Here is a 17,532-nt window from a genome sequence, read left to right as displayed (position 1 = left end):
AAGGGTCTGTAGGCTATTTTAATTTTGTTGATCCTCTCTTGGTATATATCAGTAATAATTCTGATAAATATTGCTTCTTTATTCGGGTGTCTCACATTTTAAATAATAATTCTGCGATTAAGTGAAGTCGAAGAAATAATGTCTCATCTTTTATTGGCGTATTATGTAATTGATTGCGAAATTATTAACGATTAAAAATTACATTTCTTCTGTGTAAATAATTCATGCTTATATTTTTTTGTTCGTCTTATTTTTATCTCTTGTTTTTATTATTCCTTTAAAAATAACAAGTTACAAACTTGGCACATGGTTTGCTCCTATGGAAATACAACGTCAATAAAGGAGAATTACCATGAATAACATCGCAGCTAAAATTGTACTTACGTCAGTTCTTGCTACTTCATCTACAGCAGTCTTAGCGAGTGATAAATGGGAAAAAGAATCCATGGACGCTTGGCTAGATGGTAAAGCTGAAACGACGCTGCTGCTAAACAGTAACCTTAACTCTTTTGATATCAACACCGATGTTGAAAATCAGGTAGTTACCCTTTCTGGTTCGGTAAACAATGACCTTGAAAAATCGCTTGCCGAAGAGCTTGTAACAGGTCTTGATGGTGTGAAAGAAGTAAATAACGAATTGTCAGTGGTGAATGAAGGTAAGAAAGAAACCGATTCAGAGGCATTAGCCACACTGACCGACTCTAAAATCACGACTATAGTTAAAACGCGCCTACTGATGGATACCAATGTAAGTGGTACGGACATTGATGTAACGACGGAACGTAAAACGGTAACGTTGGCAGGTAAGGTTAATTCAGATGCGGAGCATGATCTTGCACTTTCAATTGCAAATAATACCAATGATGTAAATAAGGTGATTGATAAGCTAGAAGTGGTTCAATAATAACGAGCCAAGTGACCTAACCCAATTTTATTAGGAGGTAACACTATGGTTCGTTGGATGTTTATTTTTCTGGCTTTGGCACTGGTTTCTGCACTACTAGGTTTTACTGGTATTGCAGGGGCGGCGGCCTCTATCGCGCAAGTGATATTTTACCTATTCCTATTGTCATTAATTGTATCAATAGTGATTGTTCTGCTAGGAAGAAAAACGTAAATAGATAGGAGATTTCATGCGACTTACGTCATTAATTTACCGTATCGCCGCAGTATTTGGTTTGGTGTTCGCACTGGCTGCTTGTAGTGAAGAAGGGCCAATGGAACAGGCAGGCAAGAAGATAGATGAAGCCGCCGAAGAAACTCAAAACGCGATTGAAGATGAGTGCGAAAATATTAAAGAGAACTTGAACGCAGAAGACCAAGATTGTTAGTCGAGTCAGGTCAGCTTTTTGTTCACAGCAATGTAAGAGAAGGGCGGTCAATCACCGCCCTTCCTTTTATCTCAATTGTTTACAATCAGATAAGGAGTCAAAGATGAAAAACATATTTGATGTACTAAAAGAGAGTCATGAAAAGCAACGCCTTTTACTCGATGCTCTGATGGAAACGTCTGGAGATTCCCCTGCACGCGAAGAGTTTTACCACAATCTGAAGGATGAACTCGAACAGCACGCCGCCGCAGAAGAGCGTTTTTTCTACGCGCCTTTAATCGAGAGCGATAAAACCATCGATCTTACTCGTCATGGCATCGCAGAGCATCACGAGATTGATAAAGTGATTGCACAGCTTGATGCAACCGACATGAGCTCGCCAGCATGGCTCAACCTCATGAAAACTTTGCGTCACAAAGTATTGCACCACCTCGAAGAAGAAGAGCAGCGTTTTTTCCAACTGGCCGGTAAGGTGATGACCGATCAGCAGAAAATGAAACTAGCGGATAGCTACGTCGAAGAAATGGCTAGCTAAGTGGAGTATTGGTCCTTTTCGTGCCATTTCGGCACGGGAAGGGGCCCAATCAAAGCGTTTACCAAGTTAATTAGCCTAAACTAAAACCAGCTTATTCTCACTTTCACTAAAAAAGTGCACTCGCTGAAGGCAAGGAGAGCGAATGTTTATCATCAAATATTATATTCTTGGCGCTCTGATCAGTTTATTGGCCGCTATTTATATTCCCCAAATCATGGTTAGCCTGTTGTTCTTGTGGGTATCTCTTTCTTTAGCATTAGTCAGCGTAGCCTACGTTTTCGACATTCCCTCCATTTTTAGAAAAAACCAAGACGGCAAGATTGTCAGATGGATCCGCTGGGCATTCATCCCCTTCTTGCTGGGTGCTAGAGCGTATAATGCATGGGAAAGACGGCGCGATACCGTGCCTCCTATCCAAAAAGTCAGCGATAATTTATACCTCTCCCGTCGGCTATTTCAGAGTGACTTAGATTTTCTCGAATCCAATGACATCTCTTGTATTGTCGATGTCACCGCAGAATTTGCTGGGCTTGAAAGTGCGATGACCGACAAGCAGTTTCATTACCTTTCGATTCCGGTACTTGACCACAAAGCCCCAACGTTGGAACGCTTGCGTCATGCGATTAACTGGATTGATACGCAAATCTCGTGCTCACGAGCTGTGGTTGTGCATTGTGCGTTAGGGCGCGGTCGTTCGGTGTTTGTTGTTGCGGCGTATCTATTGAGCAAAGATCCGTCGCTGACGGTTGAATCTGTGATGAAAAAAATCAATGACGTGCGCAGTACCGCGAGATTGAATAAATTGCAGATCAAAACGTTACGAGCGATAAGTGAAAAAGGCGTACTGGGTCTGGATCAATCCACTTGGATGGTGGTTAACCCTGTTGCAGGTGGCGGCAAATGGGAGGAAAACGAACAGCACTTGATTCGTGAACTAACCAAAAAATATCGCTTGAGTATTCATCAAACCACCACAAATCTCAGCGCCGAGCAGCTAACACAACAGGCAAAAGAAAGTGGGGCTAAGCAAATTATCGTAGCGGGTGGTGATGGCACAGTGACGGAAGTGGCGAGCCAGCTGGTAGGTACCGACATAAAACTCGGCATTGTTCCGCTCGGAACCGCCAATGCGTTGTGTCATGTGCTCTATGGAGTTGGCGCAAAATTCTCACCAGTCGAAAAAGCGTGTGAAGCATTGCTAGCAGGTCACTGCCAACGTATTGATACGGCGGAGTGTAATCAGAGGCTTATATTGTTAGTCCTAGGTATTGGCCTAGAGCAGAAAATGATCGAGCATGCGCAGCGAGAAGAGAAAAACACCTTTGGACAATTGGCCTACTTAACGGGCTTTTTTAACGCGGTGGTGGCGGAAGAGACGCAGACGTTGACTATTGCGATGGATGCGCCATTTGAAGATGGAAACCGCGAAAATGGATCACAAACGCTAGAAGTTCATAGCTTTGTTGTTGCGAACATCGCTCCTTTTAGTACGTTGCTCGCGCAAGGTGGTGGTGCTCCGCAGCCTGACGATGGCAAGCTGCATATCACGTATTTAGATAACACCGAATCTTTAGGTGGACGCCTCATCGCATTGTCTGATCTGACATTAACCAGCGTAGGTGCGCAGGAGGAATCGACTCATTTTCAATACGCGACGGCTCAGAATGTCACTATTTCTGCGAACAAACCGATTGAGTATGTGATTGATGGTGAGCTTTATTCTGATGAGCAATTAGCGATCAAGCTTCGTCCAAAATCGTTGAACGTATTTGTCCCAAGCGGGAGAAGTAAATCGGCTTAGCTTTAAAACAGATAAGCAGTGGATAATGCGCCATTTGCCAGTGCTTTATAGCGTGCCTTTGTTTACCGGTTTAGTCGTAGTTTTGAGGGAACCAATAAGGTCGCTGCGTAGGTGCAGCGGCTTTTTTTATATCGGCATTTTTTGTATCTGAGAGAGCGTCTATTTATCGTTCTCGAAGTGAAAGGAAGAAGGGGGTGAGTATGACTACTCACCCTGGGATAAGTGCTTTTCAATTTCATCGTTTTCGACTTGTAAAGCAGCTAACCAGTAAGAAACAAGCGCCGTTAAGTTGGTGTCGTCAATGGCTCTGAGTAGCGCTTTTAAATCATCTAACAACAACTTGTTCATGAAATGCATTTCTTTGTAATTACCTAATTCGGCAACGCCGTATTCGGTGGCATTTTCTGCAATGAATTGTTCACCATCTTGGTCGAAGAACAACTTCGCCATCTTTTTGATCATCACTTTTTCTATTTTAACGAATCGATACGCCGCTCTTGCGAGTGTCATATGCGATTGCGGATTAACGAGAGGCAAACACGTTTGGCGATGGTGTGTCATTTTTACGAGTAGCTCCCTTACTCGATTATTATCCAATGTCATACTGACCTCTTTATTTATGACTACCGTGTTGATTACTCGGTTTAGTGTTTTCTAGTTTTGGTTGTATTGAGGTGCCTGTGGTCTTATCAGAAATGGCCAAAACGAGTTGGCCATTTTCTCTGCCAGCGCTTGATTGCAAAGGCGACCACTAAGGATCAGCTGATAAGGCTGATGCTGCTGAGCTTTTCTTTACAGCTTTTGATATCACTGCGAACTTTCAGTAGAACCGAATTATCCGCTTGCTCTGGGTGGCTAGTAATTAGGTTTTCGATCTCTTTGAGCACCTTGCTTTCAACACCTTCGAGCTGTTCCAAATACATGGACTCTTTGTCAGAAGACACCTCCTTCATCACATCGCTGTACACTTCACGCGCTTTAATGGTGTAGGAAACCGGAGTGTCGTCGGCAGAGTCTTCCTGGTTATTTGCCAATGTGTAGGGAGTAAGCTCAAGCACCGCTCGCTCACGTACTCTAAGCAGTTCTACCAACACATTATTCAAAGAAGTGTTGTCAACGTTCTCAATGGCCTTGTTGTAAATGTCATTTCCGCTCTCTATAAGCTCAATGATTGAGGCGATATTTTCATTTTTCATATCTCACTCCTGATTTGGTTGGTGATGGGAGTGTTTGTACGTATGGGGAACAAACACCGATGTTTCATCTTTAGTTGCAGGTTGTATGCCAAAGAATGTTATTTTTCTATTAATCAATTGGTTATGAGTTTATTGCGCAAGAATTGGAGGGTTGCAGACAAGGCGCTAAGAAAAAATTACAAGAATGCTGGGGAAGTCTGGAAAGAATTACACGTACAGATAAGCATTTGTCGTGAAATAAAACAAAAACCAATTAAAAACATGTACTTATAATTTTGGCACGGATATGGCTTTGTAGTGAGTAAGTGAGTTCAAAAGTTGTTTCACTTGATTTACTACTCAACTCATCAACGGAGGCTAGTTATGGCTACAACAAAAGAAAGCACAGTAAAACCTCAAGAGCAGTTAGAAGAAGCATATCACTTGGCGGAGCAAGCCACGACGGAAGCCGTCGGCGCAATGAAAGACCAAGCTAAAGAGAAATTTGATGTGGGCGCGGAACACGTTCAGCAGGCGACCAAGTCGGCAGAGAACGTTATCAAGGAGCGTCCATTGCTGAGCATTGGTTGTGCCTTCCTTGCGGGTTGGGCGGTTTCGAAGCTGATCAAATAATCACGGTCCAACGGATTAAGCCACATAACAGAAGGCGAGGGTTCCAATGAATAACTCCGGACAAGTCACCAACCAGCAACCAGGCTCGGCCGCAGCAGACAGCGGTCGAGCCCCAAGTGGGGCAGAAGAGCAGGATATCCAACAAACCATCAATGGTTTGAGCAGTATTCTTTCACAACTGGACCAATTGACTCAATCGCTGAAAGCGTGGTCGGGTTCAACGTTGGATTTGTTCCTCTTGGAGGTGAAAATTAATGCGTCCGCAGCGCGACAGATTTTGCTGTGCACCATTGTTTTTACCTTATTGTCGGTATTGTTCGTGTTCAGTTTGTGCCTTGCCTCTGGTGTGGTGGCTTATCAGCTGACCGCTAACGTGTATGTTGCAGTGGGCGTATTTATTGCGTCCTTAGGTTTGGCATTATTGTCTTTAGCTTGGTGGCAGAAGCGTTTAGTTGGTTTCCTTGGATTCAAAAATACGACAGAACAGTTGCAGGAGGGGTGGGATGCGCTCGCTACAAAAGCTCAATCGAGCCATGCGAATCAAGCGGATGGAAGGTAAGGCATCTTTAGAGCAATGCTGCTTATCGATGGAAATGTTCACGTTTACCACTAAGAAGTTTGTGAAAGAAAATCCTTGGACGACGCTAGGTATTAGTGCTGTCGTTGCCGTTACCGCTGCCAAAGCGGGTCGATTGTCTCGACTGACTTCCTCTATCTCTTCCATGGGGCTATTGGCGAGTAGTGTCTCCGAACTAACGGATTCGCTTGCCAAGCCAGTTATGGCAGCGTCTTCTAACCAGTCGGGCGTAGAACAAGGTCAAAATGCTGAACCACAAGCAAGCAATACTGCTTCGACAGAAGAGACCGCGACAGAAACAGAAGCCGAGCAACCCCAATAACGGCTTTCGCCGATAATTATTCCTACCGACCTTGAGCCTTTTTATGACAGCGAAATTGAACATTCCTGCCAACACCGCGATTGGTGCAACCCTTCTTGTCTTATTGCTCGTTCCTGGGCTGTATTTTGCTAAGCCAATCTTGTTACCTATTGTGCTTAGTACCTTTATTTCGCTGTTATGCAGTCCTTTCATTAACTATCTTGAAGACAAAGGTTTACCGCGCACGATTACCGTCGTGGTGACTCTGTCATTCTTGGTTGGTGCTTCAATTATTGGCCTTGCTGCCATGTCGGAGCCAGCTAAGCAGTGGTGGTCTGAACTACCCAGTATCGTGAAAAATGTGTCGCAAGAAGTGAGTGAAGTGACTCAAGCCTCGGCGGATCACCTTAATACGCCGCTGAATATTGCCAGCGATATGGGTATGGATGAGGTCGGGAATAACACCGTATTTTCTTTGGTGAAGACACTCGCGACCACGACGCCGACCATTTTGACACAAGCGATGATCGTGCTGTTTATGGTGTATTTTATGCTCAATCACGGACGTAGCTTATTTCGAAAGTCAGTGTCGTACTTGCATGGGTTTGCCAAGCAGCGCCAAGCGATTGAACTGGTCAAAGCACTACAGAAAGACCTATCTCGATACATTGGCACTATCACGTTGGTGAATGCGGGACTTGGGTTGAGTGTTGGGGCGGTGTTTTTTGTTCTAGGCCTTGAGGACCCGTTCTTGTGGGGCGCGTTTGCTGGCGTGATGAATTTTGCGCCGTATCTCGGCCCAGTCATCTCCATGGTGAGTTTCGGTTTTGTGGCTTATCTGCAGTTGGAGTCGGTCAGTTTTATGCTCACTGTGGTGTCTATCTATTTGTTGATCAACTTGATTGAAAGTCAGTTTGTCACGCCAACGTTATTAGGGAAAAGGTTCAACTTAAATCCGTTAGTGATCTTCGTTTGGCTCGTGTTCTGGGGTTGGCTTTGGGGCGGTATGGGGCTCTTAATCGGTGTACCGCTATTGGTCTGCATTAATATTTTGGTTGAGCGTCTGGAGCTGTGTCAATCAACTCAAAGTCAACCAAGACAAACCATTCCCGAGGATATGGCTCCACGAGAATGACTTGGGCTACAAGCTGGCTCAACGAAAAAGTTTTTCCGCACTTACAGGTCGGCTAAAAAGATACCCTTGACCGTAAACACAGCCTTTTTCGAACAAGTAATCGGCTTGCTCCTGAGTTTCTATTCCTTCCGCTACCACTTTCAATGACAGTGTTTTGCCCATGGCGATAATCGCATTCACAATCGCATTGCTATCGCTGTTGCTGGGTACATCACTGACAAACGAACGATCAATTTTCAGCTTATTGATGGGTAAACCTTTCAAATAAGACAAAGACGAATAGCCTGTGCCGAAATCATCCAGAGAAATCTCGATGCCTAACTCTCTTAGTTGATTTAACGACGCAATGGCTTGTTGAGGGTCGATCAGTAAAAAGCTCTCGGTTATCTCCAAATCCAGCCGTTGAGCAGGAAAACCGGTTTGATTGAGGATATCGCTCAATCTCTGAATGAAATTCGATTGCTGAAGCTGTAATGCCGACACATTAACCGCAATTCTGCCAAACTCAACGCCTTGTTTCAGCCAAGCATTTCCTTGCTGACAAGCGTGTAGCAAGACCCACTCGCCAATGCTTTGGATAAGCCCCGTTTTTTCTGCAATTGGAATAAAGTCGGCTGGTGGTACAAGGCCAAATTCGGGGTGCTGCCAGCGTAATAAGGTTTCAACGCCAACAATCGCATGTTGCTCCAAGTTATATTGTGGCTGGAACTCTAATCGAAGTTGCTGTTTTTCTATCGCTTGATGCAAAGCAGATTGAATGCGCACATGAGATACCGATTTATCGGTTAAATCTGGCGAGTAAAACGCGTAGCCGTTGCGCCCATTTTTCTTCGCTAAGTACATCGCCGTATCAGCGTTTTTGAGTAAGGTTTCGCTGTCTTGGCCGTCTCTTGGATATAAGGCTATGCCAATACTGGTCGAGACGCGCAGTGAATCGTGATTTGCCAAGTCGAACGGTTGTTGGAAAACGCTGAGAACATCGCCGACGGTTTCCAGTAAAGCCACATCACTGTGGACGTCCGGCAAAATGATCACGAACTCATCGCCGCCAATACGAGCCACATGCGCATTTAAGTGAAGAATATCTTGCAGACGGATAGCCAACTTAGACAGCAACTGATCACCACAAAAGTGACCCATGCTATCGTTGATGTGTTTAAAATGGTCGATATCCAGAAATAGGGTGGCAAACGTCTGTTGGTTCTTGTGCCCGGTTTCAATGTGTTGCTCAAGCAAGCTAAGTAAATGGGTGCGATTAGGTAGATTCGTTAACGGATCATAAAAGGCCATGCGCTGCAGTTTTTCTTCGTGTGCTTTACGCACGGAAATATCTTCAAATACACAGATGTAGTTAATGAGATGATTTTTATCGTCCATTACGGCACTAATGGTCGCTAACTGTGGGTAAATGCTGCCATCTTTCTTTCGGTTGATGAACTCGCCTTTCCATTGACCTTTGGTTTCGAGCTGATGCCACAACTGTTTATAGAAGCCTTGGTCATGATGACCTGAGCGCAGAATTCTGGGGTTCTTTCCAATCACCTCTTCAGAGCGATAGCCGGTGATTTGGGTAAAGGCTGTGTTTACATCAATGATGTTGGCATTGCGATCAGTAATGACCATGCCTTCTTGTGAGTTATTAAAAATTTTGGACGCCAATGAGAGTTGCGTTTCGACCATTTTCCGGCGTGTGATGTTGCGCGTCATGCCCAGAATGCCAATTAAGTTACCGTCATTATCACGGACAGGAGACTTAATGGTTTCTAGCCAAGTTGGGTTATTGTTTTCATCAATTTGGCGGCATTCTTCGACGATATTCAGCGTGCCTGTCGCCACGACCAAGTTATCGGCCTCAATGAACTTCTCGGCTCGTTCGTGGCTAAACAGTGCGAAATCGTCTTTGCCGATGATCTCACTGTTGGTCTTTTGCCACGCATTTTCTACGCTTCGGTTGGTCATCGAATAAAGACCATCCATGCCTTTTATCCAAATATGGTCTTCAAGACAGTCGATAAACTCTTGCAGCGTCGGTAATGGTGTGGTCGCTGCAGTTTGATGGCGTGTTCGTTCTTGCTGGTAGTGTGAGCTGACATCAAAGCTCATTCGCCCCACTAATGCACTCAGCCAAGCAGACACTACCGTGATTTGATCGTCAGGGTGAGTTAGCGCTAATACGGCAAACAGATCGCCATTTGGTAGCCAAATTGGACCTATGCTCAAGGTTTGCTGTCCAAAGGATGTGTGGCTTATCGTCAAGTCTGTCGGTTTAAATTGATCGGCAACTTGCACTACCACTTCGACGATAGCGCAATGATTTTGAACCGAGGTGGACACCTCAGTTGATAGCCACTGCTGGGTATCGCTCAGAGTATAAAGTTGTCCCTGAGCTTGAGTAGTATCACAGCATTGTTGCAGAGCCTGTTGCCAGTCTGCCATCAAAGGCGAAGGAATAGCGAAGCGAAACATAATTAATAACGTGTCCTGAAGCGCCCAAAGATAGTGGTATTAGAATCTAGCTTAAGCTATTGGGCCGTGTTGGTATCGTATCCAACGCTTAGGTAATTCCCAGCAGCGTAAGGCGCTTTCTATCATTAAACTGTTAGCTATATCTCTTTTTTATCCAACTCATTGCATCGTTTATTGAGGTTTTTTGTTCATCATTGAGAAGTGCTCATGGCTTTGGTTTTTTTACCCCACGATACTTGTTGGACCACTAATCCACTGATGATCAGTATTAAACCAATCAAGGTTGATGGATGAATTTCTTCACCAATGATGGTTGCCAATAGCATCAGTGAGATGAATGGCGAAGCAAAGATCAGATTACTGATGCGGGCTGTGTTTTGCGTCGATTTGAGGGCGCTTAGCCATAGGACGAAAGTAATCCCCATTTCAAATAGCCCGACATACGTCACCGCTGCCCAGCCTTTAATTGAGATTGCCTGCCAGCTCGCACCTTCATAAATACTTAAACCAATGGCAAATGGAATAGCGACCAAAAAACCAAGTAATACACCAACCACAGGGTCGGCCTTATTTTTGGTGTTTAAAATCCAGTAACCAGCCCACAATAGTGTCGATAGCAGCGCCAGTCCCACGCCCAACGGGCTCTCGAATTGCATGCCGAGAACATTGCCCTGCGTGGCAATCACAATCACGCCTACATAGCTAAAACCGCAAGCGAGCCAATCTTTAGCACGGATCTTCTGCCCTAAGAAAACAGCAGCCATTAGCGTCAAGGTAATGGCCCAGCTGTAGTTGATCGCTTGGGCTTGGGATGCAGGCAGCAAGTCATACGCTTTAAAGAGAATGACGTAATACGCCAAGGGGTTAATCAACCCAAGCAGTAGGTAATACCAAGGGTTTGAGAGGAAGGTGGCACTTAACTGGCCCAACTTGCCTTGCACACCACAGATTATCGTCAGCGCAATCGCAGAGACGATACTGGCAATGCACAGCATTTGGATTGGCGTAAATTCTGCCAACGTGAGTTTAAATGCGGTTGCAACGGTAGACCAAAGTAATACTGCTGAGAGCCCAAATCCTAGGGCGCGACGCTCGTTCATGATGCCTCTGCGTGATGATGTGCCGCTCGGTTTGGTTCATTTGAGCGGAAGAAAGAATATTATAGGAAGGCCTAGTGTATGCGAGGATTTTTCATCCAACAAACTGGACATTTATCCAGTGTCTAAATACCATTGTTATAGATACAAAACACAGGCTAACTCGCTATTATGCAATGGATTCTTGAGTACCAATCTCTCATTCTCTCTTCTCTTTGCGCTGCCACGCTTAGTGGTGTCGCCGTCGGTTGGTGGGTGAAACAACGTTTTATCACCCAAACTCAGCTTCTCGAACAACAACTTGTTTCAGAAAAGCAGCTTCACCAACAGCAGCTTGAACAGGTTAAACAAAGCCTTGCTGATGCCCAGCAAGAGTTGGATGAATTAGATGATGAGCGCGATAAAGCTGCGTTTGAAGTACGCCAAACACACGGAAAGCTGATGGCCGCAATGGAAAAACTGCGTTACTTCGAGGCTGTAAAGCAAGAGCGCCAGCAATACTTTGATGAGCTTGGTCAGATGCGTGAGCACAAATCACGTCTAGAAACGCAACTGCGTGAGCAGCAAGCACGTCATGAGCAAATCAACCAAGCCAATGCCGAAAAACTGCAAATTCTAGAGCAAGCGGAAGCGCGTCTGAAACAGCAATTTGAGCACTTGGCCAACCAATTGTTTGAAGAAAAAACCGCGAAGGTCGATTTGCAAAACCGTCAGAGTTTGGAAGGTTTGTTGTCACCGCTCCGAGAGCAGCTAGAAGGATTCAAAAAGCACGTTAATGACAGCTTTAGCCAAGAAGCTAAAGAGCGCCATACCTTAGTGCATGAGCTCAAAAACCTGCAACGTTTGAATGAGCAAATGACGCGCGAAGCGGTTAATTTGACCCAAGCCTTGAAAGGGGACAACAAGCAGCAAGGTAATTGGGGTGAAGTGGTGCTCGCGAGGGTGCTTGCCGAGTCGGGACTGCGTGAAGGGCACGAATATCAGACTCAGGTGAATTTGCAAAATGAAGCAGGCAAGCGCTACCAACCTGATGTGATTGTTCATCTCCCACAAAACAAACAGGTGGTTGTGGATTCCAAAATGGCGCTAGTCGCCTATGAGCGCTATTTCAACGCCGAAACTGATGCCGAGCGAGACCAGGCTTTGAGTGCGCACTTAGCCGCACTGCGTGCTCACATTAAGGGTTTAAGCATGAAGGACTACCACAAACTCAAAGGTATTCAGAGTTTGGATTATGTGCTGATGTTTATTCCGGTTGAGCCTGCGTTCCAAGTTGCGATTCAAGCCGATCCAAGTTTGATCAAAGACGCGATGGAGCAAAACATCATTTTGGTGAGCCCAACAACGTTGCTGGTGGCACTGCGCACCATTGATAATTTATGGCGCAATGAACGGCAGAATGAAAACGCCAAAATGATTGCGCAGCGCGCGACAAAACTCTACGACAAATTACGATTGTTTGTGGATGACATGGAAGGGCTCGGCGGTGCGCTGGATAAGGCGAATCAAAGCTATCAAGGCGCAATGAACAAGCTTGCCACAGGGCGCGGGAATGTGATTCGTCAAGCCGAAAGCTTTAAGCACCTTGGGGTTGAAATCAAACGACCAATTTCTTCTGACCTCGTACAGTTAGCGCAGAGTGATTCATTTTCAGAAAATGACCCGTTAGTAGAAAGACATCCGGCTGAGGATAAAGTAAACTAATCGCCCGCAGTGCAGTGGGCGATTTTATTTGTCAGCAAACGCCCCGCAGAGAGAAAGCGCTGCCTAAGAGGAATTAGAATGACGGACACAAGTTTGCAATCCAATACAGCGTTAGAGAATGAAACCACCCACTTTGGTTTCTCTACAGTGGCAAAAGACGAAAAAGTGACTAAGGTTGCCGAAGTATTCCACTCCGTGGCAACAAAATACGACATCATGAATGACCTGATGTCTGGTGGTATTCACCGCCTTTGGAAGCGCTTCACTATCGATTGTAGTGGCGCTCGCCCTGGCCAACGTATTCTTGACCTAGGTGGTGGTACGGGTGATTTAACGGCGAAATTCTCGCGCATTGTTGGCGATGAAGGCCATGTCATCCTTGCTGATATCAATAATTCAATGCTTAACGTTGGTCGCGATAAACTGCGTGACAACGGTATTGTGGGTAACGTGCATTACGTTCAAGCCAACGCAGAAGAACTGCCGTTCCCTGATGATTATTTTGATGCCATCACCATCAGTTTTTGTTTGCGTAATGTGACTGACAAAGACAAAGCGCTTCGTTCAATGTTCCGCGTACTGAAGCCAGGCGGCCGTCTATTGGTGTTGGAATTTTCAAAACCAGTGCTAGAGCCGTTATCGAAAGTATACGACGCATATTCATTCCACTTGTTGCCGAGAATCGGTGAGCTAGTTGCGAATGACTCAGAGAGTTACCGCTACCTAGCGGAGTCAATCCGTATGCATCCAGGCCAAGAAACGCTGGAAGGCATGATGCAAGACGCAGGTTTTGAAAACACCAAATACTACAACTTAACTGGTGGTATTGTGGCTTTGCATCGCGGTTATAAATTCTAAGGGTTAACGGCATGCCATTTGAACCACTTATCACCGCTGTGATTGAAACGTCACTGAATACTCTGATCAAAGACGACCCCGCATTGGGCCGTCGTTTAGCGCGTCTAAAAGGTCAAGTTATTCAAGTTCACCTGAAAGAGATCAATAAAACACTGACGTTCGTTTTTAGTCAGCAAATTGATGTGCTCGGTCATTATGAAGGACAGCCAAACTGCTACTTATCGCTCAACTTGAGCGTGTTGCCAGAGCTGCGTGACCAGGCCAACATCACTCGCCTTATTAAACAAGATAAACTTGAGCTTGAAGGCGATATTCAATTGGCGCAGAAATTCTCTCAGTTGATGGTGGATTGCAAGCCAGATGTTGAAGAGTGGTTGTCTCGCGTGACTGGCGATGTCGCCGCACATACCTTTGTGCAAGGTTCAAAAAACATAGGCAACTTCCTCGCATCTCAAGCAGAGAAACACCAGCGTCATCTTGCGCAAGTAGTGACTGAAGAGTGGAAGTTGGCACCTGCTCCTCTAGAAGTGGCGTATTTTTGCGACCAGGTTGATGAGGTTCGCAGCCAAGCTTCTCGCGTTGAAGCACGCTTGACTGCTTTGCTGAATAAGCTGGATGCAGATAAGCCGGCATTGGAGAAACCATGACGCCAGCAGAACTAAAGCGCTTATACCACATCGCCAAAGTACAACTGGAATACGGCTTAGATGAGCTGCTTCCCGATCACCAACTGACCAAAGCTCCGTTATTACTGCGCAAAAGCCTGTTCTGGATTAAGAACAAGCATCCAGAAAAGCCACTCGGTGAGCGTCTGCGTTTAGCGTTGCAAGAGCTGGGGCCAGTTTGGATTAAGTTCGGTCAGATGATGTCAACGCGCCGTGACTTATTTCCTCCGCATATTGCTGATCCCCTAGCTTTGCTTCAAGACCAAGTGGCGCCATTTGATGGTGAGCTAGCAAAAAAGCAGATGGAGCAAGCATTAGGTGGCCCGTTAGAAAACTGGTTTACCGAGTTTGATATCAAACCACTGGCGTCTGCGTCGATTGCTCAGGTGCATACTGCGCGTTTAAAAGACTCTAACCAAGAAGTGGTATTAAAGGTTATCCGCCCAGATATTCGCCCGGTCATTGATTCAGATCTAAAACTGATGCACCGAATGGCGCGTATAGTCGCCGGAGCGATGCCTGAAGCACGTCGTTTGAAACCGGTTGAAGTTGTACGTGAGTACGAGAAAACATTGCTTGATGAACTCGACTTACGACGTGAAGCGGCGAATGCCATTCAGTTGCGCCGCAACTTTGAAGGCAGCGAAGAATTGTATGTTCCTGAAGTTTTTCCTGACTTCAGTAATGAAACTGTCATGGTTTCTGAGCGAATATATGGCATTCAAGTCTCTGATATTGATGGCTTGAAAGCAAATGGCACCAATATGAAATTGCTCGCGGAGCGCGGCGTGAGTGTGTTCTTCACTCAAGTGTTCCGAGACAGCTTCTTCCATGCCGATATGCATCCGGGGAACGTGTTCGTCAAACCCGAACATCCAGAGAACCCAATGTGGATCGGGCTAGATTGCGGAATTGTTGGTACACTTAATAGTGAAGACAAGCGTTATCTGGCGGAAAACTTCCTGGCGTTTTTCAATCGAGACTACCGCCGAGTGGCGGAGTTACATGTGGACTCAGGATGGGTGCCTGCCGATACCAATGTCGATGAGTTTGAGTTCGCGATTCGCATTGTGTGTGAGCCTATTTTTGCTAAGCCACTGTGCGAAATCTCCTTTGGTCATGTGTTGTTGAATTTGTTCAACACGGCACGTCGGTTCAACATGGAGGTTCAGCCACAGCTTGTATTGCTGCAAAAAACGCTGCTGTACGTGGAAGGTCTTGGTAGGCAGCTGTACCCTCAGCTTGATTTGTGGGAGACCGCAAAACCATTCCTTGAAGAATGGATGATGAATCAAGTTGGGCCGCAAGCTTTGGTGAATGCGATTAAAGATCGCGCGCCATTTTGGGCGGAGAAGTTACCGGAACTACCAGAGCTGCTTTACGATAGCCTGAAACAAGGTAAAGCGATGAACCAACGCATGGATCAGCTTTACCAAGGGTATCGTCAGAGCAAGCGCCAGCAGGCGACAGGAAAGTTTTTATTTGGCGTTGGCGCCACTTTAGTCGTATGCTCGGCAATATTGGTGAACAATGCTTTTGAGCAGCTTTCGTTGGCCAGCGGTATCGCCGGTGTCACATTTTGGCTGCTTAGTTGGCGAGCTTATCGTCAATAGACGTTAAACTCTTGAAATATTTTTGTTTATTTAAAGACCCGAGGTAAAGAGAATGGGTGGTATCAGTGTTTGGCAACTTCTAATCATTGCTGTAATTGTTGTATTGCTATTCGGAACTAAGAAACTACGCGGTATCGGTGGCGATCTGGGTGGTGCCGTTAAGGGCTTCAAAAAAGCGATGAGCGAAGATGAACCTGCGAAAAATGACAAAGACGCAGACTTCGAACCAAAAAGTCTAGAAGAGCAGCAGAAAAAAGAAGCTGCTCCTGAAACGAAAAAAGACAAAGAGCAGGCGTAAAACGTGTTTGATATCGGTTTTTGGGAACTGGTATTAATATCTGTTGTTGGTCTGGTCGTTCTTGGGCCGGAGCGTTTGCCTCATGCTATTCGCAGCGTGTCTCGCTTTATCGGTGCCGCTAAGAGTATGGCAAATAGCGTCAAAGACGAATTGTCACACGAGCTGAAAGTCCAAGAGCTGCAAGAAAACTTGCGCAAAGCAGAGCAAATGGGGATGGATGATTTGTCCCCTGAGTTGAAATCTTCAGTCGAAGAATTGAAGAAGGCAGCGCAATCTGTAAATCGTCCTTACGCAAAGAACACCGATTCAGAGGCTGAGCCTGTAAAAACAGAGCCAGCAGCAGAAAAGGTAGAGAAAGCGGAAGAGAGCAAGGTTACAGCGGCAGATAAGAAAGCCGAATAGTCTCATTAGGAGGAGCTACTAGTGATTGGTAGCTCCTTTTTGATCTGGTTTTTAATAAGAGGTTTGCCATGTCTACCGTCGAGCAGACACAACCTTTAATTAGTCATTTGTTGGAGCTTCGCAACCGACTACTGCGCTCAATTTTGGCAGTGTTGGTGGTGTTTGTCGGACTAATTTATTTCTCTAACCACATTTACGAGTTTGTTTCCGCACCTTTAGTAGAGCGTCTACCTGAAGGCGCGACCATGATTGCTACGGATGTGGCTTCACCCTTTTTCACGCCACTGAAGTTGACATTAATCGCTTCGGTATTTATTGCGGTGCCGTTTATTTTGTATCAAGTTTGGGCCTTTGTTGCTCCTGGCTTATACAAACATGAGCGTCGTTTGATTATGCCGTTGCTGTTTTCCAGCTCACTGCTGTTTTATTGCGGTGTGGCATTTGCGTATTTTGTGGTGTTTCCACTAGTGTTTGGCTTCTTTACTGCTATCTCATTGGGTGGTGTAGAGTTTGCGACCGACATTTCTAGCTATCTCGATTTTGTCCTAGCACTATTTATGGCGTTTGGCATCGCGTTTGAGGTGCCTGTTGCGATCATTTTGTTGTGTTGGACTGGTGCCACCACTCCAGAAGATCTAAGACAGAAACGGCCTTATATCATTGTGGCGGCGTTTGTCGTAGGTATGGTGTTAACGCCACCAGACATGATCTCGCAAACCTTACTCGCTATTCCGATGTGTTTACTGTTTGAAGTCGGTTTATTCTTTGCGCGTTTTTATACGCGTCGAAGCGAAGAGGTAGAAGCGGAAACCGAAGAATAAGGCTAATCTAGATGTGAAAAGCGGCTCAATTGAGCCGCTTTTTTTTTGCGGTTGGTTTGTTTCTTGGGCTAACTACTTAACTTTCATGACGTAACCACACTTTGTGCATACGTATACTTC

Annotated in this window: 20 protein-coding genes; 16 read left to right on the top strand and 4 right to left on the bottom strand. The window is 45.5% G+C overall.

Annotated features, from left to right (window positions below):
• The first annotated feature begins 352 nt into the window (after nt 1–352).
• From D8S93_RS10030 to D8S93_RS10010, 5 genes are all read left to right on the top strand, one after another.
• Nucleotides 353–904 carry a BON domain-containing protein gene (locus D8S93_RS10030; RefSeq protein ID WP_047009372.1) on the top strand — a complete coding sequence of 184 codons (552 nt, stop codon included), beginning with the start codon at nt 353–355 and terminating at the stop codon, nt 902–904.
• Nucleotides 905–949: 45 nt separating this feature from the next.
• Nucleotides 950–1,117, top strand: a complete 168-nt coding sequence (locus D8S93_RS10025) for a DUF1328 family protein (protein WP_152812992.1) — start codon at nt 950–952, stop codon at nt 1,115–1,117.
• Between the two features lie 16 nt (nt 1,118–1,133).
• A complete protein-coding gene (locus D8S93_RS10020) occupies nt 1,134–1,331 on the top strand; it encodes a hypothetical protein (RefSeq protein WP_048624594.1) in 198 nt (65 codons plus the stop codon).
• 103 nt (nt 1,332–1,434) lie between these two features.
• The gene (locus tag D8S93_RS10015) at nt 1,435–1,866 is read left to right on the top strand and encodes a hemerythrin domain-containing protein (RefSeq protein WP_005394414.1); all 432 of its coding nucleotides are present in this window, start codon (nt 1,435–1,437) and stop codon (nt 1,864–1,866) included.
• 142 nt (nt 1,867–2,008) lie between these two features.
• A complete protein-coding gene (locus D8S93_RS10010; protein WP_152812990.1) occupies nt 2,009–3,667 on the top strand; it encodes a diacylglycerol kinase family protein in 1,659 nt (552 codons plus the stop codon).
• A 204-nt stretch (nt 3,668–3,871) separates the two neighbouring features.
• Here D8S93_RS10010 and D8S93_RS10005 read toward each other — a convergent pair whose 3' ends face one another.
• Both D8S93_RS10005 and D8S93_RS10000 read right to left on the bottom strand, forming a co-directional pair.
• Nucleotides 3,872–4,270 (bottom strand): hypothetical protein, encoded by a 399-nt coding sequence (locus D8S93_RS10005; RefSeq protein ID WP_152812988.1) that lies wholly within the window; start codon nt 4,268–4,270, stop codon nt 3,872–3,874.
• Nucleotides 4,271–4,425: 155 nt separating this feature from the next.
• A complete protein-coding gene (locus D8S93_RS10000) occupies nt 4,426–4,863 on the bottom strand; it encodes a DUF2383 domain-containing protein (protein WP_152812986.1) in 438 nt (145 codons plus the stop codon).
• 363 nt (nt 4,864–5,226) lie between these two features.
• Between D8S93_RS10000 and D8S93_RS09990 the strand changes: the two genes are divergently transcribed.
• Genes D8S93_RS09990 through D8S93_RS09975 form a run of 4 tightly spaced genes read left to right on the top strand, consistent with a single transcriptional unit; the run spans nt 5,227 to nt 7,488 of the window.
• Nucleotides 5,227–5,475, top strand: coding sequence for a hypothetical protein (locus D8S93_RS09990; protein WP_005394426.1), 249 nt, complete (start codon nt 5,227–5,229; stop codon nt 5,473–5,475).
• Between the two features lie 46 nt (nt 5,476–5,521).
• A complete protein-coding gene (locus D8S93_RS09985) occupies nt 5,522–6,034 on the top strand; it encodes a hypothetical protein (RefSeq protein WP_124007321.1) in 513 nt (170 codons plus the stop codon).
• Nucleotides 6,024–6,374, top strand: coding sequence for a hypothetical protein (locus D8S93_RS09980; RefSeq protein ID WP_152813050.1), 351 nt, complete (start codon nt 6,024–6,026; stop codon nt 6,372–6,374). Before D8S93_RS09985 ends, D8S93_RS09980 begins: the two co-directional genes overlap by 11 nt.
• 43 nt (nt 6,375–6,417) lie before the next feature.
• Complete coding sequence (locus D8S93_RS09975) at nt 6,418–7,488, top strand: AI-2E family transporter (RefSeq protein ID WP_152812984.1); 1,071 nt, start codon at nt 6,418–6,420, stop codon at nt 7,486–7,488.
• Between the two features lie 18 nt (nt 7,489–7,506).
• Here the strand turns inward: D8S93_RS09975 and D8S93_RS09970 are convergent, their stop codons facing one another.
• Complete coding sequence (locus D8S93_RS09970; RefSeq protein ID WP_152812982.1) at nt 7,507–9,954, bottom strand: bifunctional diguanylate cyclase/phosphodiesterase; 2,448 nt, start codon at nt 9,952–9,954, stop codon at nt 7,507–7,509.
• Between the two features lie 191 nt (nt 9,955–10,145).
• Complete coding sequence (locus tag D8S93_RS09965) at nt 10,146–11,054, bottom strand: DMT family transporter (RefSeq protein ID WP_006741770.1); 909 nt, start codon at nt 11,052–11,054, stop codon at nt 10,146–10,148.
• Nucleotides 11,055–11,222: 168 nt separating this feature from the next.
• Here D8S93_RS09965 and rmuC point away from each other — a divergent pair, with 168 nt between their 5' ends.
• The 7 genes from rmuC (at nt 11,223) to tatC (ending at nt 17,412) form a co-directional block, all read left to right on the top strand.
• Entirely contained in the window at nt 11,223–12,755 is a 1,533-nt protein-coding gene (gene rmuC / locus D8S93_RS09960) for a DNA recombination protein RmuC (protein ID WP_152812980.1), read from the top strand.
• 78 nt (nt 12,756–12,833) lie between these two features.
• A complete protein-coding gene (gene ubiE, locus D8S93_RS09955; protein ID WP_152812978.1) occupies nt 12,834–13,613 on the top strand; it encodes a bifunctional demethylmenaquinone methyltransferase/2-methoxy-6-polyprenyl-1,4-benzoquinol methylase UbiE in 780 nt (259 codons plus the stop codon).
• A gap of 11 nt (nt 13,614–13,624) precedes the next feature.
• The gene (locus tag D8S93_RS09950) at nt 13,625–14,260 is read left to right on the top strand and encodes an SCP2 domain-containing protein (protein ID WP_005394440.1); all 636 of its coding nucleotides are present in this window, start codon (nt 13,625–13,627) and stop codon (nt 14,258–14,260) included.
• Entirely contained in the window at nt 14,257–15,891 is a 1,635-nt protein-coding gene (gene ubiB, locus D8S93_RS09945) for a ubiquinone biosynthesis regulatory protein kinase UbiB (protein WP_006741774.1), read from the top strand. The genes D8S93_RS09950 and ubiB overlap by 4 nt, the downstream gene beginning before the upstream one ends.
• Nucleotides 15,892–15,943: 52 nt before the next feature.
• Nucleotides 15,944–16,189 carry a Sec-independent protein translocase subunit TatA gene (tatA, locus tag D8S93_RS09940; RefSeq protein WP_005382958.1) on the top strand — a complete coding sequence of 82 codons (246 nt, stop codon included), beginning with the start codon at nt 15,944–15,946 and terminating at the stop codon, nt 16,187–16,189.
• 3 nt (nt 16,190–16,192) lie between these two features.
• The gene (gene tatB, locus D8S93_RS09935) at nt 16,193–16,591 is read left to right on the top strand and encodes a Sec-independent protein translocase protein TatB (protein WP_005382959.1); all 399 of its coding nucleotides are present in this window, start codon (nt 16,193–16,195) and stop codon (nt 16,589–16,591) included.
• 68 nt (nt 16,592–16,659) lie between these two features.
• The gene (gene tatC, locus D8S93_RS09930) at nt 16,660–17,412 is read left to right on the top strand and encodes a twin-arginine translocase subunit TatC (RefSeq protein WP_005379234.1); all 753 of its coding nucleotides are present in this window, start codon (nt 16,660–16,662) and stop codon (nt 17,410–17,412) included.
• The last annotated feature ends 120 nt before the right edge of the window (nt 17,413–17,532 follow it).

This window comes from Vibrio sp. VGrn 2, from assembly GCF_009361695.1.
GTDB lineage: Bacteria > Pseudomonadota > Gammaproteobacteria > Enterobacterales > Vibrionaceae > Vibrio > Vibrio diabolicus.
Note: the sequence above shows the minus strand (reverse complement) of the source record. Positions and strands in the feature narration are given on the sequence as shown.